The sequence below is a fragment of the Mycetocola lacteus genome (assembly GCF_003667575.1).
Lineage (GTDB): Bacteria > Actinomycetota > Actinomycetes > Actinomycetales > Microbacteriaceae > Mycetocola > Mycetocola lacteus.
Window position 1 is genome coordinate 438,356 of the sequence record NZ_RCUY01000002.1, and the last position, 24,756, is coordinate 463,111.

21 protein-coding genes are annotated in these 24,756 nt (G+C 65.8%); 11 read left to right on the forward strand and 10 right to left on the reverse strand.

Features of this window, described 5'->3' with window-relative positions:
* The 3 genes from D9V34_RS04075 to D9V34_RS04085 are packed head-to-tail and all read right to left on the reverse strand — an operon-like array spanning position 1 to position 1,423.
* The gene (locus D9V34_RS04075) at positions 1-240 is read right to left on the reverse strand and encodes a PLD nuclease N-terminal domain-containing protein (protein ID WP_121687607.1); all 240 of its coding nucleotides are present in this window, start codon (positions 238-240) and stop codon (positions 1-3) included.
* A 56-nt stretch (positions 241-296) separates the two neighbouring features.
* Entirely contained in the window at positions 297-1,055 is a 759-nt protein-coding gene (locus tag D9V34_RS04080) for an SDR family NAD(P)-dependent oxidoreductase (protein ID WP_121687608.1), read from the reverse strand.
* Entirely contained in the window at positions 1,052-1,423 is a 372-nt protein-coding gene (locus tag D9V34_RS04085) for a sterol carrier family protein (RefSeq protein WP_121687609.1), read from the reverse strand. Before D9V34_RS04085 ends, D9V34_RS04080 begins: the two co-directional genes overlap by 4 nt.
* Positions 1,424-1,440: 17 nt before the next feature.
* Here D9V34_RS04085 and purD point away from each other — a divergent pair, with 17 nt between their 5' ends.
* Both purD and D9V34_RS04095 read left to right on the forward strand, forming a co-directional pair.
* Positions 1,441-2,715, forward strand: coding sequence for a phosphoribosylamine--glycine ligase (gene purD, locus D9V34_RS04090; RefSeq protein ID WP_121687610.1), 1,275 nt, complete (start codon positions 1,441-1,443; stop codon positions 2,713-2,715).
* 281 nt (positions 2,716-2,996) lie between these two features.
* Complete coding sequence (locus D9V34_RS04095; protein WP_121687611.1) at positions 2,997-3,818, forward strand: carbonic anhydrase; 822 nt, start codon at positions 2,997-2,999, stop codon at positions 3,816-3,818.
* A gap of 14 nt (positions 3,819-3,832) precedes the next feature.
* On the opposite strand, the gene D9V34_RS17730 is transcribed toward D9V34_RS04095, so the two are convergent.
* From D9V34_RS17730 to D9V34_RS04110, 4 genes are all read right to left on the reverse strand, one after another.
* Positions 3,833-4,000, reverse strand: coding sequence for a hypothetical protein (locus tag D9V34_RS17730; RefSeq protein WP_183091838.1), 168 nt, complete (start codon positions 3,998-4,000; stop codon positions 3,833-3,835).
* 208 nt (positions 4,001-4,208) lie between these two features.
* Positions 4,209-5,651 carry a sigma-70 family RNA polymerase sigma factor gene (locus D9V34_RS04100; protein WP_121687612.1) on the reverse strand — a complete coding sequence of 481 codons (1,443 nt, stop codon included), beginning with the start codon at positions 5,649-5,651 and terminating at the stop codon, positions 4,209-4,211.
* A gap of 113 nt (positions 5,652-5,764) precedes the next feature.
* Complete coding sequence (locus tag D9V34_RS04105) at positions 5,765-7,816, reverse strand: DUF7507 domain-containing protein (protein ID WP_121687613.1); 2,052 nt, start codon at positions 7,814-7,816, stop codon at positions 5,765-5,767.
* A gap of 259 nt (positions 7,817-8,075) precedes the next feature.
* Entirely contained in the window at positions 8,076-8,804 is a 729-nt protein-coding gene (locus D9V34_RS04110) for an SDR family NAD(P)-dependent oxidoreductase (RefSeq protein WP_121687614.1), read from the reverse strand.
* A 133-nt stretch (positions 8,805-8,937) separates the two neighbouring features.
* On the opposite strand from D9V34_RS04110, the gene D9V34_RS04115 reads away from it, so the two are divergent.
* The 4 genes from D9V34_RS04115 (at position 8,938) to D9V34_RS04130 (ending at position 13,905) form a co-directional block, all read left to right on the forward strand.
* Complete coding sequence (locus tag D9V34_RS04115; RefSeq protein WP_121687615.1) at positions 8,938-9,909, forward strand: AraC family transcriptional regulator; 972 nt, start codon at positions 8,938-8,940, stop codon at positions 9,907-9,909.
* A gap of 54 nt (positions 9,910-9,963) precedes the next feature.
* Positions 9,964-11,250, forward strand: a complete 1,287-nt coding sequence (locus D9V34_RS04120) for a hypothetical protein (protein WP_147441608.1) — start codon at positions 9,964-9,966, stop codon at positions 11,248-11,250.
* Between the two features lie 289 nt (positions 11,251-11,539).
* The gene (locus D9V34_RS04125) at positions 11,540-12,190 is read left to right on the forward strand and encodes a TetR/AcrR family transcriptional regulator (protein WP_051701709.1); all 651 of its coding nucleotides are present in this window, start codon (positions 11,540-11,542) and stop codon (positions 12,188-12,190) included.
* A 35-nt stretch (positions 12,191-12,225) separates the two neighbouring features.
* A complete protein-coding gene (locus D9V34_RS04130) occupies positions 12,226-13,905 on the forward strand; it encodes an MDR family MFS transporter (RefSeq protein WP_121687617.1) in 1,680 nt (559 codons plus the stop codon).
* A 64-nt stretch (positions 13,906-13,969) separates the two neighbouring features.
* Here the strand turns inward: D9V34_RS04130 and D9V34_RS04135 are convergent, their stop codons facing one another.
* The 3 genes from D9V34_RS04135 to D9V34_RS04145 form a co-directional block, all read right to left on the reverse strand.
* Entirely contained in the window at positions 13,970-15,016 is a 1,047-nt protein-coding gene (locus tag D9V34_RS04135; RefSeq protein ID WP_121687618.1) for a class I mannose-6-phosphate isomerase, read from the reverse strand.
* 10 nt (positions 15,017-15,026) lie between these two features.
* The gene (locus D9V34_RS04140) at positions 15,027-17,117 is read right to left on the reverse strand and encodes a hypothetical protein (RefSeq protein ID WP_121687619.1); all 2,091 of its coding nucleotides are present in this window, start codon (positions 17,115-17,117) and stop codon (positions 15,027-15,029) included.
* Positions 17,118-17,187: 70 nt separating this feature from the next.
* The gene (locus tag D9V34_RS04145; RefSeq protein ID WP_121687620.1) at positions 17,188-18,237 is read right to left on the reverse strand and encodes a LacI family DNA-binding transcriptional regulator; all 1,050 of its coding nucleotides are present in this window, start codon (positions 18,235-18,237) and stop codon (positions 17,188-17,190) included.
* A gap of 423 nt (positions 18,238-18,660) precedes the next feature.
* On the opposite strand from D9V34_RS04145, the gene D9V34_RS04150 reads away from it, so the two are divergent.
* From D9V34_RS04150 to D9V34_RS04170, 5 genes are all read left to right on the forward strand, one after another.
* Positions 18,661-19,704 carry an NAD(P)-dependent alcohol dehydrogenase gene (locus D9V34_RS04150; RefSeq protein ID WP_121687621.1) on the forward strand — a complete coding sequence of 348 codons (1,044 nt, stop codon included), beginning with the start codon at positions 18,661-18,663 and terminating at the stop codon, positions 19,702-19,704.
* A complete protein-coding gene (gene xylB / locus D9V34_RS04155; protein ID WP_121687622.1) occupies positions 19,701-21,149 on the forward strand; it encodes a xylulokinase in 1,449 nt (482 codons plus the stop codon). Before D9V34_RS04150 ends, xylB begins: the two co-directional genes overlap by 4 nt.
* A gap of 385 nt (positions 21,150-21,534) precedes the next feature.
* A complete protein-coding gene (locus tag D9V34_RS04160; RefSeq protein ID WP_245991892.1) occupies positions 21,535-22,854 on the forward strand; it encodes an ABC transporter substrate-binding protein in 1,320 nt (439 codons plus the stop codon).
* 7 nt (positions 22,855-22,861) lie between these two features.
* Complete coding sequence (locus tag D9V34_RS04165) at positions 22,862-23,767, forward strand: carbohydrate ABC transporter permease (RefSeq protein WP_121687623.1); 906 nt, start codon at positions 22,862-22,864, stop codon at positions 23,765-23,767.
* A 4-nt stretch (positions 23,768-23,771) separates the two neighbouring features.
* A complete protein-coding gene (locus tag D9V34_RS04170) occupies positions 23,772-24,665 on the forward strand; it encodes a carbohydrate ABC transporter permease (RefSeq protein ID WP_121687624.1) in 894 nt (297 codons plus the stop codon).
* The last annotated feature ends 91 nt before the right edge of the window (positions 24,666-24,756 follow it).

The window sequence follows — 24,756 nt, forward strand, 5'->3', positions numbered from 1 at the left end:
CTACTCAGTAATTTTTGCGCGGGCGGGCTGGCGACCGAAGAAGAACCAGGTGAGTGATCCGATCACCGGCAGGAAGATGATCGCCAGGGCCCAGAGGGCTCGGAACGAGTCGGCCGGTGTGCCGGTGCGCGGGCTGCGCGCCAGCGAGATCAGCGCGGCGATAGCCAGGCCGATGATCGCACAAACGACCAGGCTCCAGACGATGTCATAGCCGGCCGGCAGCAGCGGATTCGGTTCCATGGTTCCCCCTCGATAGTGGACCCCAGAATAACAGTCGTTTGCCGCGGCGGGAAAGGCTACGCCCCGCCGGAGAGCCGAATCGTGGTGCCCGCGGTGTAGCCCGCGTCCGGTGAGAGCAGCCAGGAGATGGCCGCGGCGATCTCATCGGGTTCGGCGGCCCGGCCCAGCGGAATACGCGCGGCCGCCAGATCCGCGCGATCCGCCGCCCCCGCATCCGCATGAATGTCGGTACGGGTGGTGCCCGGCGCAACCCCGACCACGCGGATACCGTGCGGGGCTACCTCGGCCGCGAGTCCGTGGGTCAGCGCATCCACCCCGGCCTTGGCCGACGCATAGTGCACATAGGAGTTGGGGGACCCGTTGCGGGCGGCGGTCGAGGAGACGTTCACCAGCACGCCGGGTGTCCCGGCAGCCAGGAATTCGCGCACAGCACGCTGAGCAACGAGCACCGCCGAGGTCAGGTTGACGTTGATGACCGCCCGCACGATATCGCTCGGCGTCTCGGCCAGTGGTCCGATGTGCAGGGTCGCCCCGGCGTTATTCACCACATTATCCAGGCGCCCGAAGCGTTCCAGCGCCGCGGTAAAGAGGGTGTCGATCCCCGCGTCGGTAGACAGGTCTGCCCCGACCACCAGGACCGCGGATCCGGCCTCGGTCAGCTCGGCGGCCAGCGCCTGTGCCGCGGCGGTGTTCCCCCGATATCCGAGCACGAGGCTGTGCCCGGCGGCCGCGAGGCGACGGGCGGTGGCCGCCCCGATGCCGCGGGTTCCGCCGGTGATCAGCGTGATCGGGGTGTGGGTGTCGGCGGCGCTCATTCGGCAAACCTTCCACGCAGCAGCGGCAACAGGCCGCCAATATCGGCGCGCTGGCCCGAGGCGTAGACATTCCCCGCCTGGACTGCGTCATCCCAGTCCAGGACGCCGCGGGCGAGATCCAACCACACCTCGGCGGTCATCTCCACCACGTTCGGCGGGGTGCCGCGGGTATGCCGCGGGCCCTCGATGCACTGGGTCGCCCCGAAGGGGGGAACCCGCACCTCGACGGTGTTTCCGGGCGCACGCTCGGCCAGCAGCTGAAGCGTGTAACGAACCGCCATCGCCTTCTGATCGCGGGTGGGTGCCTCACCGCGGGTCGCAAGAACGGCCGCGAGACCGTCGGAATCGGGTATCTGTGCACGTGCCATACCTCTAGGCTAGTACCGTGAAGATCCTGGTCCTCGGCTCCGGTGCCCGTGAGCATGCAATCGTCCTGTCCCTGCTCGGCGAAGACGCCGGTCACGCCATCGTGGCGGCCCCCGGCAATGCCGGTATCGCCGCGCGCGTACCCGTGGTCGCCGTGGACGCCACCGACCCCGAAGCGGTCACCGAACTGGCCCGCGCCGAGGGCGCGGAACTGGTGATTATCGGCCCCGAAGCCCCCCTGGTAGCCGGTGTGGCCGACGTGCTGCGCGCCGCCGGGTTCCCGGTATTTGGTCCCGACCGGGCGGCCGCCGCCCTGGAGGGTTCAAAGAATTTTGCCAAGCGGATCATGGCCGAGGCCAATGTGCCAACCGGGCGTGCATTCCGCGCCTCGACCGTCGAGGAGGTAGTTGCCGCCCTCGACGAGCTCGGTGCCCCCCACGTGGTCAAGGCCGACGGGCTGGCCGCCGGTAAGGGCGTGCTGGTCACCTCCGACCGCGACGCCGCGATCGCGCACGCCCGCCAGTACCTCGACGCCGGCAGCGTGCTGATCGAGGAGTTCCTCGATGGCGAAGAGGTCTCCCTGTTCTTCCTGAGCGACGGCCAAAACGTGCTGCCGCTCTCCCCCGCCCAGGACTTCAAGCGCCTGCAGGACGGCGATGCTGGCCCCAACACCGGCGGTATGGGTGCCTACTCGCCGCTGCCCTGGCTGGATGAGCACTTCGGTTCCGAGCGCGCATTTGTGGACCAGGTGCTGGACACCGTGGCCGCCCCTGTCGTCCGCCAGCTGGCCGCCGAGGGTACCCCGTTTGTTGGTCTGCTCTATGCAGGTCTGATCCTGGTGGATGGTGGCCGCACGGTCAAGGTCATCGAGTTCAACGCCCGGTTCGGCGATCCCGAGACCCAGATCGTCCTGCCGCGCCTCACCTCCAACCTCTCCGAGCTGCTCTATGCGGCCGCAACCGGCACCCTGGCCGAGCAGCCCCGTCCGGAATTCTCCAACCAGGCCGCGGTCACCGTGGTGCTCGCGAGCGAGGGCTACCCCGAGGCACCGATTACCGGTCGCGTGCTCACCGGCCTGGCCCACGCCGAAAACGTTCCCGGCGTGCACCTGACCCACGCGGCGACCGCCGTTCAGGGTGATGCGCTGTTCGCCACCGGCGGGCGCGTGCTCAACGTGGTGGGTCTCGGCGATGACTTCACCGCCGCCCGCGCCGCCGCCTATGCGGCGCTGGACAAGATCGGCCTGGAGGGCGGCCAGTACCGCACCGACATCGCCGCGAAGGTCGCAAACTAGTTCCACCCACTCGGGGCCGGCACCAGCAGGTGCCGGCCTCGCTGCGTTAACGCCATGGCGTCCAGATGGCGCTGAGAGTCGCGCCAATTTGCCGGACCGGCTTCCTCACTCACGGCAGGGTCGACCAAACGCGACAGGATCGCGCATGTAATCTATTCAGCTCCTGATCAGCGGGTATACCGTCAGCCTGTCAGCGGAACATACATCGGTGTGAGCAACCGCCCAGACTAAAATATAAGTATGTTTTACGGCTAAACTACGCATCTCTCTGTGAGGAAAACATGAACCGCCACGCAACTACCCTCGGCGCACTCGCCCTGGGCCTTCCCCTCCTTCTGGCCGGCTGCGCCACGCACGACTCCAGCAGCTCCGCATCCCCATCCTCCTCCGCCTCGGCCAGCGCAACCGGCGCGGCCTCCTGGTCCTACACCGGGAGCACCGATCCCGAGCACTGGGGCGATGTCTCCACCACGTGCGCGACCGGCACCGCTCAGTCCCCGATCAATATCGACCGAACCGATCTCACCCACACCGCGACCGGCGTCCCCGAAATTCACTATCAGGCGACCACCTTCGAAGTGGAAAACAATGGGCACACCATCGAGGCTGCTCCGGCCAATCACACCGACAACTACGTGGTGATCGACGGTACCCAGTACTTCCTCCAGCAGTTCCACCTGCACACCACCAGCGAACACACTATCGATGGCAAACACGCCGACCTGGAGCTTCACCTGGTCAATAAGAGCGCGGACGGCGCCATTGCGGTACTCGGCGTTCTCTTTAACGCCGGAGCGGTGAACCCGACCCTGGCCGGCGTTTTCGATTCGATGCCCAAAAGTGTGAGCGCGGACGATCATCCCGAACCCATCCCCGGCACCCTCAACCCCGCAGACCTGCTGCCCGCGGGCTCGGAGGTTCTGGAGTACGAGGGATCGCTCACCACCCCGCCGTGCACCGAGGGTGTGCGCTGGAACGTCTATGAGACTCCGGGTTCGATTTCCGCCAAACAGCTGTCGGCATTCCAGGCGCTGTATCCCAAAAATGCCCGCCCGGTTCAGGAACTGGACGGACGCAGCGTGAACGAAGTTCCGGCACCGTAGGACCGCCGGACTCGCTATGTCGAGGGATTCTCCGAGGCGGGACGACCCGCCTGGATCCATGCATCGTGGGTGTGGTTCTTGCCAATGCTGCACCAGCAGGTCACCGCGACCAGGTTTCCCTGTCTTGCGGTCACAAAGTATTCGATGTGTGAGCCGTGGGGCCGCGCCTGTGTGGTCTCCATGAGTCCTCCGTAGAAAGCGCGGGGGCGGTGCCGACTCCCCCCGGTGCCGACACCGCCCCGCACGCATGGTGGCGTACTACCAGTCGAAGCTGGCAGGCTGCGCGTTCCCCGGGGATTCGGGCCGAAATCTGGTGTTCCGGTGACGCGTCAGCCACTCAAGAGGACGTAACCGGTGTCACAATCTATCGCGCGACACACCGAAGGTTCCTCAGGGATGCGTGCCGTCCCCGGTCCCGGTCAGCGTGAAGGACTCAGCCCGGGCACTGACCCGGACGTGATACCCCACGGGCCCCGATTCGGCCGACACGGTGACCGTGCCCGATACCCGCCCGGAACCCGGATCACACACGGTGGTCGACGGGCCCGTGGTACAGCTCCAGCTAGTGGGGGTCGAGACGACCCTCGCACCGGTGAGGGTGATTTCCACCCGATCGGCACGCCAACTCGTGGCCTGCACCTCGAAGTCGATGGTCAGATGGCTTCGATCGGGCATCATGACGGCAATGCTCGCCGGAGGTTTCTGCGGAACAAACCATCCGCCCAGTCCCACCCCCAACAAGCTGGCCCCGATCGCCGCCAATGCGATTCCCGAAGCCAAGATCGGGCGCAGACGGATCCCGCGCAGGAGGCGTTCAAATTTGCGACGCACCCAGGAAACTGGACGAGCAGCTTCCGCAGACTCCGTGTCCCCCAACAGGGCGTACCCGGCCGCCGTCGCGGCGGGTGGGGCCACCACCAGGGCCGATTGCAACCCGGCACCACCCGAGGCGGTACCCGCCCCGCCTGGTGCCGCGGAAGTGGGGACCACCGGATCCGGCTGAGCCACCTGAGAACCGTGCGAATCCCCCTCGTTCTGCAGCGCGGATGCGGGTGCGGGGCGGGCAAGCTGGGCCAGGAACAGCAGCGGCAAAAACCCCAGGGCCGAGCTCATCTTTGCCCAGCGCGACCACTTCCTCCGGCAGTCCTCACAGCCGAGCACATGGCGCATGCCACGCTCGGAGGCCTCGTGATCATCGGGCTCGGACAGCGGTACCCGAGGAATTTGGTCAGCATTATCGGCGCACTGGGCTTCCCCACGTCCCAGGAGAACCACCAGCACCGCGCGGCGCATGGAGCCCTTCGCCCGCTGCAGCAGGTTTGACACCGTGGCCGCCGGACGCCCCCACTCCGCGGCGATTTCCCCCGGCTTCATCCCGTTAACCACCACGCCGATCAGCACCCGGCGCTGATCCTCGGGCAGTAGCTCCAAGGACTGCTGAATCAGGGCAAACTCGTCGTACGCATCAACATCACGAATGCGGCGTTCCGCATACTCGTCCGGAACGAGTTCTAACACTTCATCGGACACGGCCGAGGTCCTTGCTCGTGCAGAGCGAGCCTCATCGATGACGAGGTTCCGCATGGTTTGGATGACGTAGGTATGGGCAAATGTGCGCGGCCCAGAGCCCTCCTGCCACTTCCGGGTAAGTCGGAGCAGGGCTTCACTCAGGAGATCTTCGGCGTCCATCGATGGTGCGGCGATTCGGGTGGCCATCGCACGCAGAAACGGTAGCTGTCGACGCAGGTAGAGCGCTGCGGCCCGGGTTTCACCCGCGGCCGCCGCGGCTACCAGCTCCTCGTCGGACTGTTCGATCCGTTCCTCAGCACTCACCGAGACTCCTCTCCGGCGCGTCCCTCGGGAGGGACCGGAACGGGCCGTTTGCTCCGAGGGGGAGTAAACGGCCCGAACGCGGGGTCGCCCAGGTGGTGCCGACTACCGTTTGTTTAGGCGCCGGAGGTGCGTCGAGCATTACGCTGCGCGCGAGCCAACAGTCCCGCCGCGGCGATCAGCATGATCACCCCTGCCACACCGGCAATAATGCTGCCAGTGTAGTCGCCGCCGGTATAGGCCAGGTGCGTATCCCCGCCACCGGCGGTGATCGGACCCGCGGAGGGAGCGCTGGGAGTGCCGCTGGGGCCCGGCGCTGCCGGGCTACCGGCGGCCCGCACCGTCACCTTCGCGGCATCGGTTCCGGAGAGCGTGCTGCCCGAGGGATCCAGCGCCGAGCCGATCGCCGAGTTGGTGATGGTGTCGGTATCACGCGCGGTAACCGTGTATGCGGTGGTGCAGGTGAGGGACTGTCCCGGTGCCAGGGTCGCGGGCTGAACCCGGTCGCAGATCAGGATGCCCAGGGCCCCGGTGCCGGTGAAGTTGTGGTCTTCCAAGGTCACCCCGTGCAGGGTCAGTCCGCCGCTGTTGCGCGCCTTGAGCGTGTACGTCAGCGAATCGCCCGCGCGGACGGAGGTTGCGCTCACAGCCTTGGTAACGGTCAGTGCACCGGTGCCCACCGCGGCGAACTCGGCACTGGAATCATTCGAGGTCACCACGGTGTCGGTGCCCGCCGGGTGAGCGGTGGCACGGGCCGTGTTGGTGACTCGGGCGGCATCCACATCCGCCTGCGTCACCGTGTAGGTGGCCTGGCAGTTCGTCGAGGCACCGGGAGCCAGTGTCGTGGTGGGGCAGGTCACCGCGGAGAGGGTCCCGGATCCACTGAAGTTGGTTTCCTCGATGGCCAGCGAATCCAACGGGATCTGGCCGGTATTGGTCACCGTGAACGCGTAGGTGGCGGTGTCGCCGAGTACCGAGGTGGCAATGTTCACGGCCTTACTCAGGCTCAGGGTTGCGGGCAGCGCGGTGTTGGTCACCACGCAGCTGACGTCGTCACCCACCGCCAGGTTAAGGCTCTGAGCGGGGTTTGAACCGCTGGGCAGCACCGTGGTGCTCCCGGTGGTGGCGTTGGTGCAGCTCCAGTTTGCGGTGTAGTAGCTCAGGGCGCTGCGGGTACCCGAGGTTGTGGTGTCGGCGAGCGCCAGGTTTCCCGAGGGGATAACGGTTTCGCGTCCGGTCGTCGCGGTGGCCGCGGTACCGGTGCTGGCGTTGGCAAGGGCCACTCCCTCGGGGGAGGTGATCGACACGTCAAACGAGTCGGTGGGGTCTACCCGGCTGGCAACCTGCTTGGTCACGGTGGCGCGCGCGGTCTGGATACCGAAAGCCACGGCCTCCCGCTCGCCGCCGGTGTTCATGTGCACGGCACCGCTGATCCGGGTGGCCGAGGCACCGGCCATGATCACCCCGTGGGCGCTCGTGGTTCCCGCCGGAGCGCCGGTGCACGAGACGGTGGTGTTCCCGTTGCCCGCCGGAGGAAGCGGGCAACCGCCGCCGGTGGTGAATTCATAGGCGTGGTCGATCATGTTCAGCGGCACGTCCGAGGTCCAGGCGATACTTTCCTGGAAGAACCCGGTCGGTCCATCCAGCGTCTCGGCGGAGGCACTCACCAGCGAGTACCCGGTGACCGGGGTCGTGCCGAGTTTGATCGCAACGTTGCGAATCTCGATGTCGACCGCACCGTTAGGGAGACCGGTCTGCGAGTACAGCAACGGCTTTCCGGTGATGCCCGAGTAGTATCCGCCACTTCCAAACGCCGACACCGTGGGGCTCGCCACCACGTTGCGGGCGGTTTTACCGGGGACCGGACGCTGGGTCACGTTGAAGGTCACCGTGTAGTCGCCCAACATCATGGTCATGTCCTGACCCGCGGCGCTCGAGGCCTGGGCTCCATCGAAACCGCTGAAGTCGATCCAACAGGTCGAGGTGGGATACTTTCCCCCCGAGACCGCGTAGCTGCAATTGGTGTCCAGCGGGGCGGCCGAGGCTGCGGCGGGAACCAGCAGCGAGCCCGACAGCGCGGCGGCGGCAATGCCCAGGGCCGCAAGCAGTCGCTTGAGCCTTCCGGGCGAGGATTTTTGGGGACGGACTCGGGTGAGTTCAGCAGGCATGAGGTTCCTTCGTTGGGCACGTTTCGAAGCTAAATCCGGGGGTAACGGAAACCAGGAAACACAAAAATATTTACCGCTGGTAAGACGCTGACTGTAGCAGAAGAGTCACGGTCGATCCGCATCGTGGTGCGCCCCCGCGGGCGCACCACTCCTCGAATTCATCTCCCAACACCCAGGACGACGAAGAAGTCCTCAAAATCTATCGCGGAAACCCAAAAAAAATTTCCCCGAGCACTGGACGCGGTTTTGGCCCCGACGCCTACTCGCCGGTACGCAGGAAGACCCGCTCCAGGCTCCACGGGTTTTCCGCATACAGCACCGCCAGGGAGGCGGAGGCATCGTCGGGGTAGATGTCGCGCTCTCCGGCAACCACCCCGGCCAGGATCCGCTCGGCCACGCTTGACGGCGACGCCTTATCCATGTCGACACCGCTCAGCATCTCGGTATCAATCTGTGCCGGATAAGCCACCGAGACCTGCACTCCGCTGCCCTGGAGTTCGGCGCGCAATGCCTGTCCAAACTCGTGTGCGGCGGCCTTGGAGATGCTGTATCCGGTCATGTTGCGGGCGGGCGCGAAGGCGAGGATCGAGGCGACGTTCACGATGGCGGCCGGTCCGTTGGCAATCAGCGTGGGCGCGAATGCACGGGAGGTATTCAGCACGCCAAACAGGTTGGTTTCCAGGTCCAGACGGTAGTCCTCAATCGCTCCGTCGAGGGCACCGCCAAAGCTCAGGGTGCCCGCATTGTTGATCAGGATGGTGGCATCGGCGGCGACCTCTGCGGCGGCGGCCACGCTGGCCGGATCGGTGACGTCGAGGGTGACCAGCTGCACCCGCTCATCCGCGACCCACTCGGCACTTACCCGCGCCGTATCCCGCGCCCCGGCATAGACCTTCGCCGCGCCCTGCTTCAGGAGGTGGGTGACAAAGTGGGTGCCGAGACCTCGGCCGGCTCCGGTGACAAACACGATGGCATTGTTGATCTGCATGATTTCCTCAATTCGTTGGTGATGATTCGACTCTAGAAACCCGTACTGATTCGGTGAATGCTTGTATTGCTCGATTTTTTATCTGTTCGTCTCATTCGAGGGCGGGGACTGCGATGCCGAGTAGTCTGAGGCCATGAGCGCACTCGAAGATGTCCTGTCCCTGGCCGGGGTCCGCGGCAGCCTCACCACCCCGATCAGCGCCGGCAACCGCTGGGGCTTTGAGCTGGATGCGGTACCCGAGGCGGCCTTCCACGCGATCACCGCGGGGGTCGCCTACCTGTCGGTGCCCGGGCATGAGACGATCCAGATGCTTCCCGGTGACGTGGTGCTGCTCCCCCACGGATCCGCTCATGTTTTCGCCAGCGACCGCGACACCACCCCGGTCCACTTTGACCGCTACAACCACGTGCGCTCACGCACCTCCGGCGAGGTCCTGGAGACCGGCAGCGTGCCGCGCTCAACCAACGTGCTGTGTGCGTTTTACATCCATAACCTCACCACCAGCACCGCGCTGTTTGAGCTGTTGCCCGAGGTCATCTACATACCCGCGAATCCCGAGGGCAGCCCGATTATCGAGGTGACCAAGCTGCTCGCTCAGGAGGTGTCGCGGCCGGGCATGGCCACCAACACGATCATCGATCGACTGATCGACGTGCTGCTGATCCACATCCTGCGCGAGTGGATCGCCACCACCGAGTTCACCCGGGCGTCCTGGCTGCGCGGGCTGACCGACCCGGTGGTCGCAACCGCACTCAACGCGATCCACGCCGAACCCGCCCGCGAGTGGAGCCTCGATACCCTGGCCGAGCAGGCACGCGTTTCACGTGCAACACTCAGCCGCCGTTTTTCTGCTCTGGTCGGGCAGTCCCCCGGCGCCTATCTGGTGTCCTGGCGGATGGATCTCGCCGCCCAGCAGCTGCGCGAAACCGATGAGCGGATCGCCGCCATCGCCCATCGGGTGGGCTACACCTCCGAATTCGCCTTCTCCCGCGCCTTCGCCCGCGCCTTCGATCTGGCACCGCGCGCGTACCGGGAGACCAACCGGCTAGCGTCCGCCTCCATCTCCGCACCCGCCCCCGCGGAGCCCCACTCCCGCACCCCGTAAAACGAGGAATCGGTCCACTCGGGCTAGGCTTTCCCTATCGGGGGAAGGACATTCATGGGGTCGGACACTGAGGCGCGCTGTGCCCACGCACGCGCACTCCTAGCGAACGGCCTAGCCGCCGAAGCGCTCGTGCAGGCCGATGCGATCCTCACCGATTCCCCGCACTTTCCGGCCGCGCGCGAGGTACGCGCGTGGGCACTCTCGGCGCTGGATCGGGGCTCGGACGCGATCAGCCAGGCCGAGCAATCGGTTGCCCGCGATCCCTATTCTGCCGACACCCACCTTCAGCTGGCCACGCTCTTGCGCCGGCACCACACCGAGGACTGGTATCTCTCGGAGGCGCGAACCCAGGCCGAGATCGCCTGGGAAATCGATCCCGAAAACCCGCGCGCGCGCGAGCTGATCGAGCGTTTACCCAGGCGGCCCGAGCCTGCGCGCGGGCCCACCACGTACCCCGCGGCCGCGCAGTCATTGGCACCGCGGCGCAGCAGGCCGGTCTGGCGGGCCTACTCCGGACCTCGAAACGTCGACAAGGACTATGCCGCCGAACTTCAGCGGCCGGAAAAACGCCGGGCCGACCACCTGGGGCGTGTACTCCAGTCGGCACGGCACGCCTGCTGGATCCCCGTGGTCCTGGCGGGACTCTACCTGATCGTGGGCCCCACCCAAAACCCGTGGGCAATTTTCCCGGCGTTTGTGCTCGGACTGTTTTTTATCCTCATCGGCGCCCCCACGAAGGCGATCACCGATGAGGAAGTTTCCCCCGAAGAACTGGACCGCGAGCTGGCCAGTCGTCCGCTGTTCGAGGGTGCCAGGATCCTCTGCATGGTCGCCAACTCACTCGCCTCGATCGGCCTGTTTCTGCTGTTGGTTCCCCTGTGGCCGGTGGGGGTCGTGGCAATTTGCCTCCTGTTCCTGGTCGGGGTGGCCGGGCTCATCGCCGTGCAGATGACCAATGCCGCCGCCCTGGCAGGTGCCGGTCAACACCAGGCAGAAATTGTGCGCCGCGCCTCGGTGCGTCGCACCCTGGCCATCTTCCTGCTGCTCGGCGTTCCGGTCAGCGCGCACCTCTGGGCGCCGTCGATTCTGGTGCCCTGGGCGAGCGCGGCGGCGGGTACACTGCTTCTGGTCTGGAGCGTGATGCTCGTCATCCGCGACTGGTTTGGCGCACACGGGCGGCGCCGCGGTTTCGCTCACTCACTGGGGGAAACGATTCATAAATCTCCCGGCCGCGGCTGGGGACGCTTCGCCGCCGGAACACGCATCCTCGGGGTGGTTTTGTTCGAAGCATTGAGAGTTGGCCCACCGCTGCTCATTATTTGGTGGGGCCTTCACCCCTAAATCAACCGATCCGCACCGAATCGGGTGTGCGCTACCTGATCGTGGTCCCGGTCGAGGAGGATCGCGCCGAGGCTATACGGCGCGTTTCCGCGCTCATCGAGTCTGCGTCCATGCACTGAGCCCTCGGAAGCGCACCCCTCGCAGCAATCTCACAGCTACTTAATTTCGCCCGCAATCACGCGGCTCTCGACCCCCCATGCGCCCGTGCAAAACGAGTGTCCGCCACGCCGGATTGCGCAAAGCGTGCAGTCTCTGCATAATTAACTCCTCTGCACAAAGAAGGTTAGTTATGTATTTCCCCGCCGCCGGTGTTCCCGAGTCCGAACTGGGACTGCGCGAACGTAAGCGCTTGGCCACCGAACGCACCATCGAACGCGCGGCCCTCGATCTCGCCCAGGAACACGGGTACGAGGGCGTCACCGTGGAGATGATCTGCGAGTCCGCCATGGTCTCCCCGCGCACGTTTTTCAACTACTTCGGATCGAAGGAGGGCGTGTTCCTCGGACACACCCCGCCCCGCCCGACCCCCGAGATGATCGACTGGTTTGTCAACGAGCGGCCCAGCACCACGCTGCTCGACCTGGTTGAGCTGTTCCGCCGGATGATGAGCACCCGCAACCGCACCGACCCTGCGGCGATGCGTGAGCGCCGGGCACTCATCCACTCCACCCCGGACCTTGCCGTGCGTGAGTTCGCGCGAATGGCCGAGGCCGAAACCGAACTCACCGCCCTGCTACAGCGGCGGCGCGACGCCGTCGGGGCCGAGGGTTCCGACGTCTTCCCCGATGAGCCCCGGGTGGTGGTGCTGCTCGCCTTCGCGATCATGCATCCGGCCATGCACCGCTGGCTCGAGGACCCCGACGGGGCACCCCAGGAAGAACTCATCGCAGACTCGCTCCAGATGATCCGACGGATCATCGACGAGCCCACACACTCCTAATTCCCCCACTCACACACGGATCAGAAACGCACCTCATGTCTATTCCCTCAGCGGCTGCCACCCCCACCAGGCGCAGCATTCTTCTCGTATTTGCGGGGCTCATGGTCACCATGCTGCTCTCCTCGCTTGACCAGACCATCTTCTCCACCGCGCTGCCCACCATCGTGGGCGAGCTCGACGGCGTGGACCACATGCTCTGGGTCACCACCGCCTACATTCTGGCGTCCACCATCATGCTGCCGGTCTACGGCAAGCTCGGTGACCTGATCGGCCGTAAGGGCCTGTTCATCGGTGCGATCGCACTGTTCATCGCCGGTTCCATCGTCGGTGGTCTCGCCCCCGACATGACCTGGCTGATCACCGGTCGCGCGATCCAGGGCCTCGGTGGTGGTGGTCTGATGATCCTCTCCCAGGCGATCATCGCCGACGTGGTCCCCGCCCGCGAGCGTGGCCGCTACATGGGAATCATGGGTGGTGTGTTCGCGCTGAGCTCGGTGGCCGGACCGCTGCTGGGTGGTTGGTTCACCGAGAGCATCGGCTGGCGCTGGGCCTTCTGGATGAACATTCCGCTGGGTATCCTGGCGATCGCCTCGGCCGTCGCGTTCCTGCGTCTGCCCAAGCACACCGGCGCCCGCCCGAAGCTCGATGTGGCCGGCATGCTGTTTATCGCCCTGGCCTCGACCTGCCTCGTGCTGGTCACCACCTGGGGTGGCACCACCTATGACTGGAACTCCCCGGTCATCATCAGCCTGATCATCGGTGCCGTCGTCACCGCAGTCGCCTTCGTGATGGTCGAGCGCCGCGCCGCCGAGCCGATCATGCCGCTGCACCTGTTCCGCGACCGCAACTTCAACCTCTCCACAGGCGCGGGTCTGATCATCGGTATCGCCATGTTCGGTGCGATGGCCTACCTGCCGACCTACCTGCAGATGGTCACCGGAGCCGACGCCACCCAGGCCGGCTTCCTGATGATCCCGATGATGGCCGCCCTGCTGATCTCCTCGATCGGTTCGGGCCAGATCGTCAGCCGCACCGGCAAGTACAAGATGTTCCCGATCATCGGTACCGCACTGGTTGCACTCTCGCTCGTGCTGCTGTCCACGATGACCGCCGGTATGCAGGTGTGGATCATCTGCGCCTACCTGGCCATCATGGGTCTGGGCCTCGGCCTGAACATGCAGATCCTGGTGCTGATCGTGCAGAACTCGTTCCCGCTGGCTCAGGTGGGTACCGCGACCGCCGCGAACAACTACTTCCGTCAGATCGGTGCCTCGATCGGTTCCGCCGTCGTGGGTAGCCTCTTCGTGGCCCGCCTGCGCGACCTCTTCGCCGAGCGGATGCCGCAGCAGCCCGGCGGCGGGAGTGCCGGCGGCGACAGCAACTCGCTGACCCCGGCCGTGGTCAAGGCCCTCCCCAAGGAGGTGCGCGACATCATCATCGGCGCGTACAACGACGCACTGACCCCGGTGTTCCTGTACATGGTTCCGCTGGTGATCCTCGGCATCGTGCTGCTGCTCTTCATCAAGGAAAAGCCGCTGGCCACCTCGCTTGAGCGTGCCAAGCAGGGGCCCGACTCCGCCCCCGCCACCGGTTCCATCTCGGTGGATTCGGTCACCGTGGCCGCCGGTTCCGTGGTGGGTGCCGACACCGGTTCGATCCCCGTGATCGCCCCGGACAAGCCCAACGGCCCCGGACCGCAGGGCGCGCAGCGCTAACCCGCCCGCACCATAAAACCCCGGGCCGATCGTTCACCGATCGGCCCGGGGTTTTTCGATGCGGCTAGGCGCGCGGGGGCAGCGCGCGGATAACCTCAAGCTGGCCGGTCAGGGTGACCGGGCCGAGGCCGTGCGGAACCAGGACGGTCATGCCGCGGCGCAGCTCCAGCGAACCGGCAGCGCTCTCCAGCGAGCCGGTGCCATCCACGATCACCAGGATCGAGAACGAAGCTTCAAGCTCTCGGGAACCAGCCACGGTGAAGCGTTCGGCCCCGAAGAACTCGTCGGCGACCGCCGGGAACAGCGAGCTTCCACCGCCGGCCAGCGCGCGGGTACTCTTGAGCACCGCGAGCTGTTCGGTATCCCAGGCGCGACGATCCAGTCCACCGATGGCCGTGTCGAGGTCCAGTCCGAGCAGGGCGTCCGCCGGGCCGAGGCCCCGGAAGCCCTCATATTCGAGCAGGATCGAGAGGTCGCTGGGCTGCTGCAACTCCACCAGGGTGATGCCCGCGCTGATGCCGTGGGCAAGGCCCGCCGGAACCAGCAGGGTGTCGCCCACCGCGAGCGGAATGCGGTTCATCGCGCCGAGCATGCTCTCCACGTCCTGAGCCTGAGCCCAGTGCGCGGCCTCGGCCTCGGACACCTCTCGGTTGAACCCGAGGTGCGCATGGCCCTCCACGCCGTCGGCCACACCGATGATCGCCCACGCCTCGGTCTTGCCCAGCGGTGTGTGCAGCTGGGTCTGAGCAAAGGCATTGTCCGGGTGATAGTGGACAAAGAGTCGCTCGGCGGTATCCAGCAGCTTGACCAGCAGCATCGTGCGCGCACCGAAGCGACGCACGTGATCCTCGCCGAGGAACCCGATCGGGTCCGCGATGACCGCGTCACGCAGCAGCGAACCGTCATCGAGCCGCGAGAGTCCGATCCCGCCGCCCGCGTGGACCTCGGTGACCGAGGCCACAAAGTCCTCGGGGGTGAACTCACTCGCCGGAGCCTCCGTCCCACGGAAGGCGGCGATGCCGGCCCCTCCGCGGTACGGACGCTCGTCGGGCTGATGCGCGCCAAACACGATGGGTGAGTACACCCGGGGCGCAACAAGTACCTGTGACATCTCGGGTCGCCTAGTTGAAGCGGACGATGGCGTAGGCGTTGAACACCGGCAGGGTCACGGAGGCGACTCCGTCGGTGACGGTGACCGGGAGGGTCACCGGCTCGGCTCCGGGCTCGAAGAACACGGCCGAGGTGAAGGACTCCTCGGTGCGCAGACCCACGGTGAAGTCCGGGCGGGAGACGATCAGATCGCTCTCGTCCACGTAGTCGAAGTTCACCAGGTGCAGCGCGGTTCCGCCGTCGGCGAGAACGTGCACGCTCGCGGCGGCCTTCTCACCCAGGTCGCCGAGGACCTCCTGCGGGGTCTCGGCGGCGATCTTCTCGAAGCCGTCGACGATCACCGTTCCGGCGTGCTCCAGCACCTCGGCGGCGACCTCGGGGGCCAGCTCGGTGGCGTAGGCACCGTTGACAACCACGCGGCCACCGGCGTTGAGGAAGTTCACCAGCAGCGCGTGCTGCCCGGCGGAGATGTTCCAGGCATCGGGCACCACCACGGTCGAGTAGGTGGCGAGCTGAGCGTCGGTCACATCGGTGGCACGCAGCTCCTCATCCGGCAGCACGATGGTGTCAAAGACCCGGGCGCTGCGGCTGAGGTGCTCAACCGTCTGCCAGTAGGACGCGGGGCGGGCGTCGCGGGCCTTGACCGGCTCGAACCAGCGACCGTCATCGCTGAACTGGTCGGAGTCGATGGTGTCGCGGGCGATCGAGGCCACCGAGTAGATGACCGCGGTCTGGTGCTTGGAGACGTTCGAGGTGACCTCGTCAATCGAGACCAGGAACTGGCCGACCTCCACCGCGAGCTCCTTGGGTACCCAGTAGGAGTCCTTGACCTCGGTGCCGAGCCAGGAGCCGTAGGGCAGGGACATGTTGGCCCCCATTGCGCTGGCCTCGTAGATCGAGAGGCGGAAGAGGTCCCGCCCCTTGCCCAGCTGAATCTGCCGCAGCAGATCCTCGGTCACGCCACCGTAGGGGTTCTCGACCGCGACGAGCGGCTTGCCCCGGCTGAGGCCCACGCCGTGACGGTAGTACCAGGGCTGCTGGTAGCGGGTCTCGCGCATCTCGGTGACCAGCACATCCACATGGTCCACCATCGCGTCATAGTAGGGGGCGCAGTCGTAGAAGTTTCCGGCCACACGCACGGTCTTGCCCACCTCGGCGGCATATTCCTTGACGTAGCTGGCCATCTCGCGGAAGGTCTTGGCGATCTCGAACTGCTGGAAGCGACTGTAGTGCTCGTACAGCGGCAGCGCCTGCGGCGCGGTGCCGGCCTTGAAACCCTGGGCCAGCAGCCACTCGCGGTAGTCGAAGGTGTCTAGGTCGACCCCGGCGAGCTCCTCGGGGGTCTCGGGGAGGGTCTTAATGTAGGCGCGCAGGCCCTTAACGCAGTCCTTGCAGAAGCAGCCGCCGTAGCGCAGCGCGAGCAGCGGCACGTCGGTCTCGTCCAGCTGAATTCCGGGCGCACCGGCGTCGATCTGAATGCGGATGACGGCCTTCAGGTATTCGCGCCAGACCGGGTTGTTGCGGTCGGCGAGGTAGCAGACCTGCTTCTTATCGTCGATCTCGACCCAGTGGGCGCGCAGCGGGTTCCCCTCGAGGTCACGGGAGACGACCTCCTCCCAGAGGTCCACCACCTGCTCGCCGTCAGAGTTCACCAGTCCCTCGGGGAAGTAGTGACGGAACGGCTTCCACGAGGAGGGGCCGGTGTCGGTGGAGAATTCACGCAGGCCGATGGTCGACTCGGGCGCAACACCGCGCACCTTGTTCTGAGCGAGGACCTCTCCGTCCACCACCTCGGCCGGGAACTCCCACGCCTGAGCCTCAAAAATAATGCCGAACAGGTCGATATTGCGATCCTTGGCGTGGGCGACAAATTCGGAGTCGTTCACATACCCGTGCTGACGGAACCGCGCGGGGATGTGCCCGAAGGCCTCCTCCTCGAGGTAGGGCAGGCTGATCGATCCACCACCGAGGCCGGCCCACACGAGCATCGTGCCACCCATCTCGGCAATGTCATCGACCATGGTGAGCCGCCGCGGGGGCATGCTCGGGTGTGTGCAGTACTCGTTCGGATACCATCCGTCGAAGTAAATACCGCGTTCCATAATCAGGCTCTTTCTCCCACGTCAGCGGGGGCTATCAATTTCTTGGGGGAGCACCCGCCCGCCGGCCCGGCTATGCCGGTGCGGACGAGTGCAACGGCCGTGCGCTGCGACGCAGCACCATCTCGGTTTTGACCGTTTGCGGTTGCACCTTCTCGCCATCGGCGGCGAGAACCATGCGGGTTGCGGACTGTCCCATCTGCCAGGCGGGCTGTGCCACCACGGTGATTGGGGGTTCCACAAGATTGGCCCAGGGGACATCGTCAAACATCACCAGGGAAATATCGTCGGGGACGCTCAACCCACGATCACGGATCGCGGTGAGGGCGGCCTCCCCGAGCACGTTATTGGTGGCCACCAGGGCGGTGGGCGGCACCGGGTTTTCCAGCAGGCGCAGGGCGCTGGCGTACGCGGTGTCACGGGTGAACCGGGTGCGAACCACCAGATCCTCCTTGACCGCTACGCCCACGTCGAGGTGCGCCTGACGGTAGCCGGCCTCGCGCTGACCACCACTGGTCAGCTCCGAGGGTCCACCGAGGTAGCCGATTCGACTGTGCCCGAGGGCCAGCAGGTATTCGGTCAGCCGGCGGGCACCGGCCTCGTTATCCACGACGATCGAGGGGATATCCAGATCCGGCAGTTCCCGGTCGGCAAACACGATGTTGATGCCGAGGTCGCGGGCGCTGCGCCACGAGTCTAGGTTGTGCCCGGTGGGGAACGCGATAATGCCATCCACCCGCTGTTCCACCAGCAGGTCGATATATTCGCGTTCCGTTTCGGGATCCTCGCCACTCGCACAGAGGATCACGTGCCGACCCTGCTCCTTGGCGCTGGCCAGCACCCCCTGGGCAAACTCGCCGTAGAAGTTGTTGGAGATGTCGGTCACGATCAGACCGATGTTGTTGGTGGTACGCCGCTTGAGATCCCGGCCGAGCGCGCTCGGTCGGAAGTTCAACTCACGGGCCGCCGCCTCGATCTTTTCGCGGGTGGCCGGGGCCACGCTGCCGACATTGGAGAACACCCGGGATACGGTGCCCAGGCCCACGCCTGCCGCCACGGCGACATCACGCATCGTGGTCTGTTTGCCACCGTTTTCCCGGCGTCCACCGGTTGCATTACTCATTACTCTGCCCTCTTCCCAGGATCCTGACCACGCGAAAACGCGGCAGGAATCAGCGACCCACTCGCGGGGATGCGAAGCGGGCGTGGTTCCTGGATACCAGATGCTTCCCGGGTACGGGCCAGAGGCGGTACCGGTGCGTCACCGATCGATACGATCATGAGCCCTGGCCTCCTCTCCGAGATCTGAGCTGGAATTGTTGGATACGTTTCCAATCAGGAGCCTAAGCCTGGTTTGTTTTGATTGTCAATTCCGAGTTTCCTGGGAATTTCCGCGTATTTGCGGGGATTATGCGAATTTCAACTCGGAGTTGACAGAAAAAATATTGTGGGTGACACTGGAACCGATTCCATTTCACCTAGATCTCGGGTGGCTCCCCCGGCCGCCTCGATTGGCCGCACAGTCGCGGCCGGAAGGGTTCCCCTCATGAACTCGTCACTCCCCACCGAAATGCGAGCGAGCGTGCTGCACGCCGCCGGCGATGTGCGCTTGGAAACCCGCGCCCTGCCCGCGGTAGAGCCCGGTCAGGTCCTCGTCAAAATCGCCGCCGTGGGCGTCTGCGGATCCGACGTCCACTACTTCCACGAGGGCCGCATCGGCTCCTTCATCGTGGATGCCCCGATGATCCTCGGCCACGAATCGGCCGGAACCATCGTCGCCGTGGGTACCGGCGTTCCCGCCGACCGCATCGGCGAGCGCGTCTCGATCGAACCCCAGCGTGCCTGCCGTCGCTGCGAGCAGTGCAAGCGCGGCCGCTACAACCTGTGTCCGGACATGGAGTTCTACGCGACCCCACCGATCGACGGTGCCTTCGCCGAGTACGCCGTGATCGAGGCCGACTACGCCTTCGCGATTCCCGACACCATGAGCTTCGAGGCCGCCGCGCTGTGCGAACCCCTCTCGGTGGGCATCTGGTCCAACCAGAAGGCGGGCGTGGGACCGGGTTCCGCTGTCCTGATCGCCGGTGCCGGCCCAATCGGCATTATCATCGCCCAGGTGGCCCGCGCCTTTGGTGCGACCTCGATCATCGTGAGCGACCCGGTGGCCGAGCGCCGCGAGGTGGCCCTGCGATTTGGAGCGACCGAGGTCATCGACCCGATCGCCCAGGATATTGCGACCCTGAATCTCGGTGTGGATGCCTTCATCGACGCCTCGGGGGCCGAGCCCGCCATCCGCGCCGGAATCTTCGCCGTCGCCCCCGCCGGATCGGTGGTCCTGGTCGGGATGGGCGCGGATGATCAGCGTCTGCCGGTCTCGCGCATCCAGAACCTTGAGCTGAACGTTACCGGCGTCTTCCGCTACGCCAACACCTGGCCGCTGGCCATCGAGCTGGTCTCGACCGGCGCGGTGGACCTCGACGATCTGGTGACCTCGCGCTTTGACCTCGACGGCGTGACCGACGCGCTGGCCGCCGCGACCCACCCCGATACCCTGAAGGTCATCGTGGCTCCGGGAGCCGGCACCCGATGAGCACCCTGGTTGCCGGAGTCGACTCATCCACCCAGAGCTGCAAGGTCGTGATTCGCGACCTGGAAACCGGCGCGCTGATCCGTTCCGGACGCGCGGATCACCCCGCGGGGACCGAGGTGGACCCGGCCCGCTGGTGGGACGCACTGTGCCTGGCAATTGCCGATGCCGGCGGGCTCGCCGATGTGGCTGCGCTCTCGGTGGGCGGACAGCAGCACGGGCTGGTTGCCCTGGATGCCGAGGGTCGCGTGATTCGCGACGCCCTGCTCTGGAACGACACCCGTAGCGCCCAGGCAGCGCTGGATCTGATTGCGGAGATCGGGGCTGAGGCCTACGCCGAGCGCACCGGGATCCTTCCGGTTGCCTCGATTACCGCAACCAAGCTGCGCTGGCTCCGTGACCACGAGCCCGAAAACGCCGCCCGCGTTGCCGCGGTGGCGCTCCCCCACGACTGGCTGACCTGGCGCCTGGCCGGATTCGGACCCGAGGGCGAGAGCCCGCGGGGACCCGACCTGAACGCACTGCGCACCGACCGCTCCGATGCCAGCGGCACCGGCTACTGGTCGGCCACCACCGAGAGCTACGACCGGGACCTGTTGATCGCCGCCCTCGGCCACGACGCGATCCTGCCGGTTGTGCTGGGCCCGGGCGAATCCGCGGGCAGCACCGCCGCACACGCCGACGAGATCCCCGCGGGGATTGTGCTCGGACCGGGTGCCGGTGACAACGCGGCCGCGGCGCTGGGCCTCGGCCTGGAACCTGGGGACGTCGCTATTTCGCTGGGCACCAGCGGCACCGTCTTTGCCCACACCTCGGCCGGAACCGCCGATGCCACCGGCATCGTGGCGGGGTTTGCCGACGCGACCGGTGGGCACCTCCCGCTGGTCTGCACGCTGAACGCCGCCCGGGTCCTCGATGTGACGGCCCGCCTACTCGGGGTCGATCACGCCGAGCTCTCCCGCCTGGCACTGGCCGCCCCGGCCGGTGCCGACGGACTCACCCTGGTGCCCTATTTTGAAGGCGAGCGCACGCCGAACCGCCCCGATGCCACCGCGACCCTTTCGGGGATGACACTGGGATCCACGACCCGTGAGGGCCTCGCCCGTGCGGCGGTCGAGGGCATGCTCGGTGCCCTGGCCGACGGCTTTGACGCTCTGGTCGAGCGCTCGAGGATCACCCCGACCCGGGTCTTGCTGATCGGCGGTGCCGCGCAGAGCGAGGCCGTCCAGCGCATTGCAGCGTCAATCTTTACCGCCCCCGTGCTGATCCCCGAGCCCGGCGAATATGTGGCCGCCGGTGCCACCGTACAGGCGGCCTGGGCCCTCACCGGCTCGCGCCCCACCTGGCCCGCTGCCCCCGCCGCTCGGGTGAATGGCGAAGCCCTTCCAGAATTGCGCACGCAGTATGCGCGTGCCGCACGGCGTTACACCGAGAAAAAGGAGGAGTAGCCCCCACAACGCCTGTTCCACCCCGTTCCATCGATCGGCTGCAAAAATTGCGCGAACATTGCGCTAAAGTACGAGAAATTTGCAGGTAATGAGCGCATTCTGGGTTTGACAGAATGCCATCAATCGGATTAGTCTTTCGATTGGAAACGTATCCAACTTTTTGTTCCACAGCTCGACACACAATGAGGTGACCGACGAATGTCGGACCGCTCCCCCACCACAAGTGGCCGGTCCCACACTCCGAGCAACCCTCACGGTGCCAGCCCGAAACCGACCGACTGAGTCGTCGTCTCGATCCCGGGCAAGCGAACCCCCTTCGCTCCCCGCCGGCGCAACGTTGCACCGTACCGGCACACCCCCTTCCTTTTCCCCCAAGGAGATTCTCGTGAAGAATTCCGCCCCCACCCGTACCTCGCCTCGAAAGCGCGCAGTGCTGCGCGCCTCGGTGCTCGGCCTCGTCGCGGCGCTCAGCGTCGGCCTGGCAGCCTGCAGCACCGGGCCCTCCAGCTCCTCCGGCCTCAGCGCCTGGAGTACCACCGCCGACCGGCCCTATGTCGAGCCGTCGATCAAGGACTGGAACTCCGCTCACCCGGATGACCAGATCAAGGACAACTACTTCGGAACCAACGACTTCAAGGACAAGATCCGCACCGCGGTCTCTTCCGACCAGGCCCCGACCCTCGTCTACAACTGGGGCGGCGGCACGCTCAAGTCCTATGTCAAGGCCGGGCTGGTGCGCGATCTGACCTCGGATCTCACCAGCAAGACCGACTGGACCCAGAAGATCGTTCCCTCCGTCGCCCAGGCCGGCGTCGTGGACGGCAAGACCTACGCGGTGCCAATGAGCGCAACCGCCCCGGTGGTCCTGTACTTCAACAAGGACGTCCTGAAGAAGGCGGGCGTCGAAGCCCCGCAGACCTGGGACGAACTGATCGCCTCGATCCCCAAGTTCAAGGCCGCCGGTGTGGCCCCGATCTCCCTCGGTGGTGGCAGCAAGTGGCCGTACCTGATGTGGATCGAATACCTGGTTGACCGCATCGGCGGTCCCGAAGTCTTCCAGAACATCGTGGACAACAAGCCCGATGCCTGGTCCGACCCCGCCGTGATCAAGGCCGGCGAGATGATCCGTCAGCTCGTAGACGCCGGCGGATTCGCCGACGGCTACGCCTCGGTCTCCGCCGACACCAACGCCGACCTGGCGCTCATGGTCACCGGCCGCGCCGGCATGCTGCTGCAGGGTTCCTGGGCCTACTCGGGCATCAAGGACATCGACCCCAAGTTCGAGTCCGACGGCAAGCTCGGCTACACCGCCTTCCCCGCGGTGGATGGCGGCAAGGGCGACCCCAAGTCGCTCGCCGGTAACCCCTCGGTGTACTGGTCGATCTCGGCCAAGGCCACCGATGCCCAGGCCAAGAAGGCCCTGGACTACATCACCTCGGACGTGTGGAACGACAGCTACGTCAAGACCATGACCGACGCCGGCAACATCCCCCCGCTGACCGACGCCGCCACCAAGGTGAAGGGCGACTTCGCCACCACCCTGAGTGGCATGGTCTCCGAGGCTCCGAGCTTCCAGCAGTCCTGGGACCTCGCACTGTCCCCGGCAGCCTCGGCAGCACTGTGGACCCAGCTGGACCTGCTCTTTGGCGGCACCAGCACCCCGAAGCAGTTCTCCGACAACATGAACAAGACCCTCGGCAAGTAGTAGAACTATGACAAAAACACGGAACGGTGGGGCCGGCGTCGAAAACGCCTCCGCCCCGAGCACCTGGCTGGTAGCCCCGGCCCTGATCCTCTTCCTCGTCTTCGCGATCATTCCCCTCGCGGTGGCACTCGGACTGAGCTTTACGAGTTGGGATGGCCTCACCGCTCCGGTGTTCAACGGCGTGGCTAACTGGATTCGCAAGCTTGGCGATCCGGTGACCTATAACGCGCTGTGGCTCAGCTTCCAGGTGATCATCTTCTCCTGGATCGTACAGACCCCGATCAGCCTGCTGATCGGCGTGTTCACCGCCGGCAAGCAGCGCTACCGCGCGGTGCTCTCGGCGCTGTACTTCCTGCCGCTGATCCTCTCCTCCGCCGCGATCGCCATCGCGTTCAAGGCACTGCTGGATCCCAACTACGGCCTCGGCCAGTCACTGGGTATCCCGCTGCTGTCCCAGGACTGGCTGGGTAACCCGCACCTGGTGCTGTACGTGGTGATCTTTGTGATCGCCTGGCAGTTCATCCCCTTCCACTCGCTGCTGTACCAGGCCGGTGCCCGCCAGATTCAGCCGTCACTTTATGAGGCGGCTCAGCTGGATGGTGCGGGACGGGTGCGTCAGTTCTTCAGCATCACTGTCCCGCAGCTCAAGAACACCATCGTGACCTCCTCGACCCTGATGGTGGTGGGTTCGCTCACCTACTTCGACATCGTCTACGTGCTCACGCAGGGTGGACCGGGATACGCGACCCGGCTGCTGCCGCTCGACATGTACCTGACCGGGTTCACCGCGAGCGACCTCGGTGGGGCCAGCGTGCTGGCGGTTCTGCTGGTGGTCATCGGACTGCTGCTTGCCCTCGCACTCACCAAGTTCTCCGGCTTCAACCGGATGAACAGCCAGCAGGAAGGGGCGTAAGCACATGTCCACCCACACCCCCACACGCCCTCGGACCCGCACGGCCGCGCCGCAGCCAGCCCCCAGCCCGAAGCGTCGCAGCCACCAGCGTCGGAACTACATCGGCGGACTGGCCGGTTGGATCTGGCTGGCCATCATCATCGTCCCGGTGTACTACATCCTGATCACCAGCATCACCGCTCAGGGCCAGTACTACACCCGCAACCCGCTGCTGCCCCCAACCGATCCGACCTTCGAGGCGTTCGGCCTGGTGGTGGGCTCGGGCTTCGGCCGCTACTTCGTGAACAGCATCATCGTGACCCTGACCACCGTCGTGATCACCGTCGCGGTGAGCCTGCTGGCCGCCTACGTCATCGTGCGCTCGCGCAAAAAGTTTGTGAAGGCCACCTACTCGCTGTTCCTGCTGGGCCTGGCGATTCCGCTGCAGGCCACGATCATCCCGCTGTTTTTCATGCTGGGACGGGTCGGCCTGTACGACACCCTGGCCGGCATCATCCTGCCCTCGATCGCATTTGCGATTCCGGTGACGGTGCTGATCCTGGTGAACTTCATCCGCGATATCCCCGGCGAGCTGTTTGAGTCGATGCGGATGGACGGGGCGACTCACGGCACGATTCTGCGCCAGCTGGTGCTGCCGCTGGCTCGCCCGGCCATCGCCTCGGTCCTGATCTACGATGCGCTGAACGTGTGGAACGGATTCCTGCTGCCGCTGGTGCTGACTCAGAGCGAGGAGAACCGGGTGCTGCCGCTGGCGCTGTGGAACTTCCAGGGTCAGTTCAGTGTCAACGTGCCGGCCACTCTGGCGGCCGTGGTTCTCTCGGCCCTGCCCATTCTGGTGCTCTACCTGGTGGCTCGTCGCCAGTTGGTGAGCGGTCTGACCGCGGGTGCCGGTAAGTAGCATCGCCCTCCCCGGGAAGCGGGACGGAGCCTCACGGGTTCCGTCCCGCTTTTTGTGTCTCTCCCGAGATTTTCGGCCGCGTGCGCCAGGA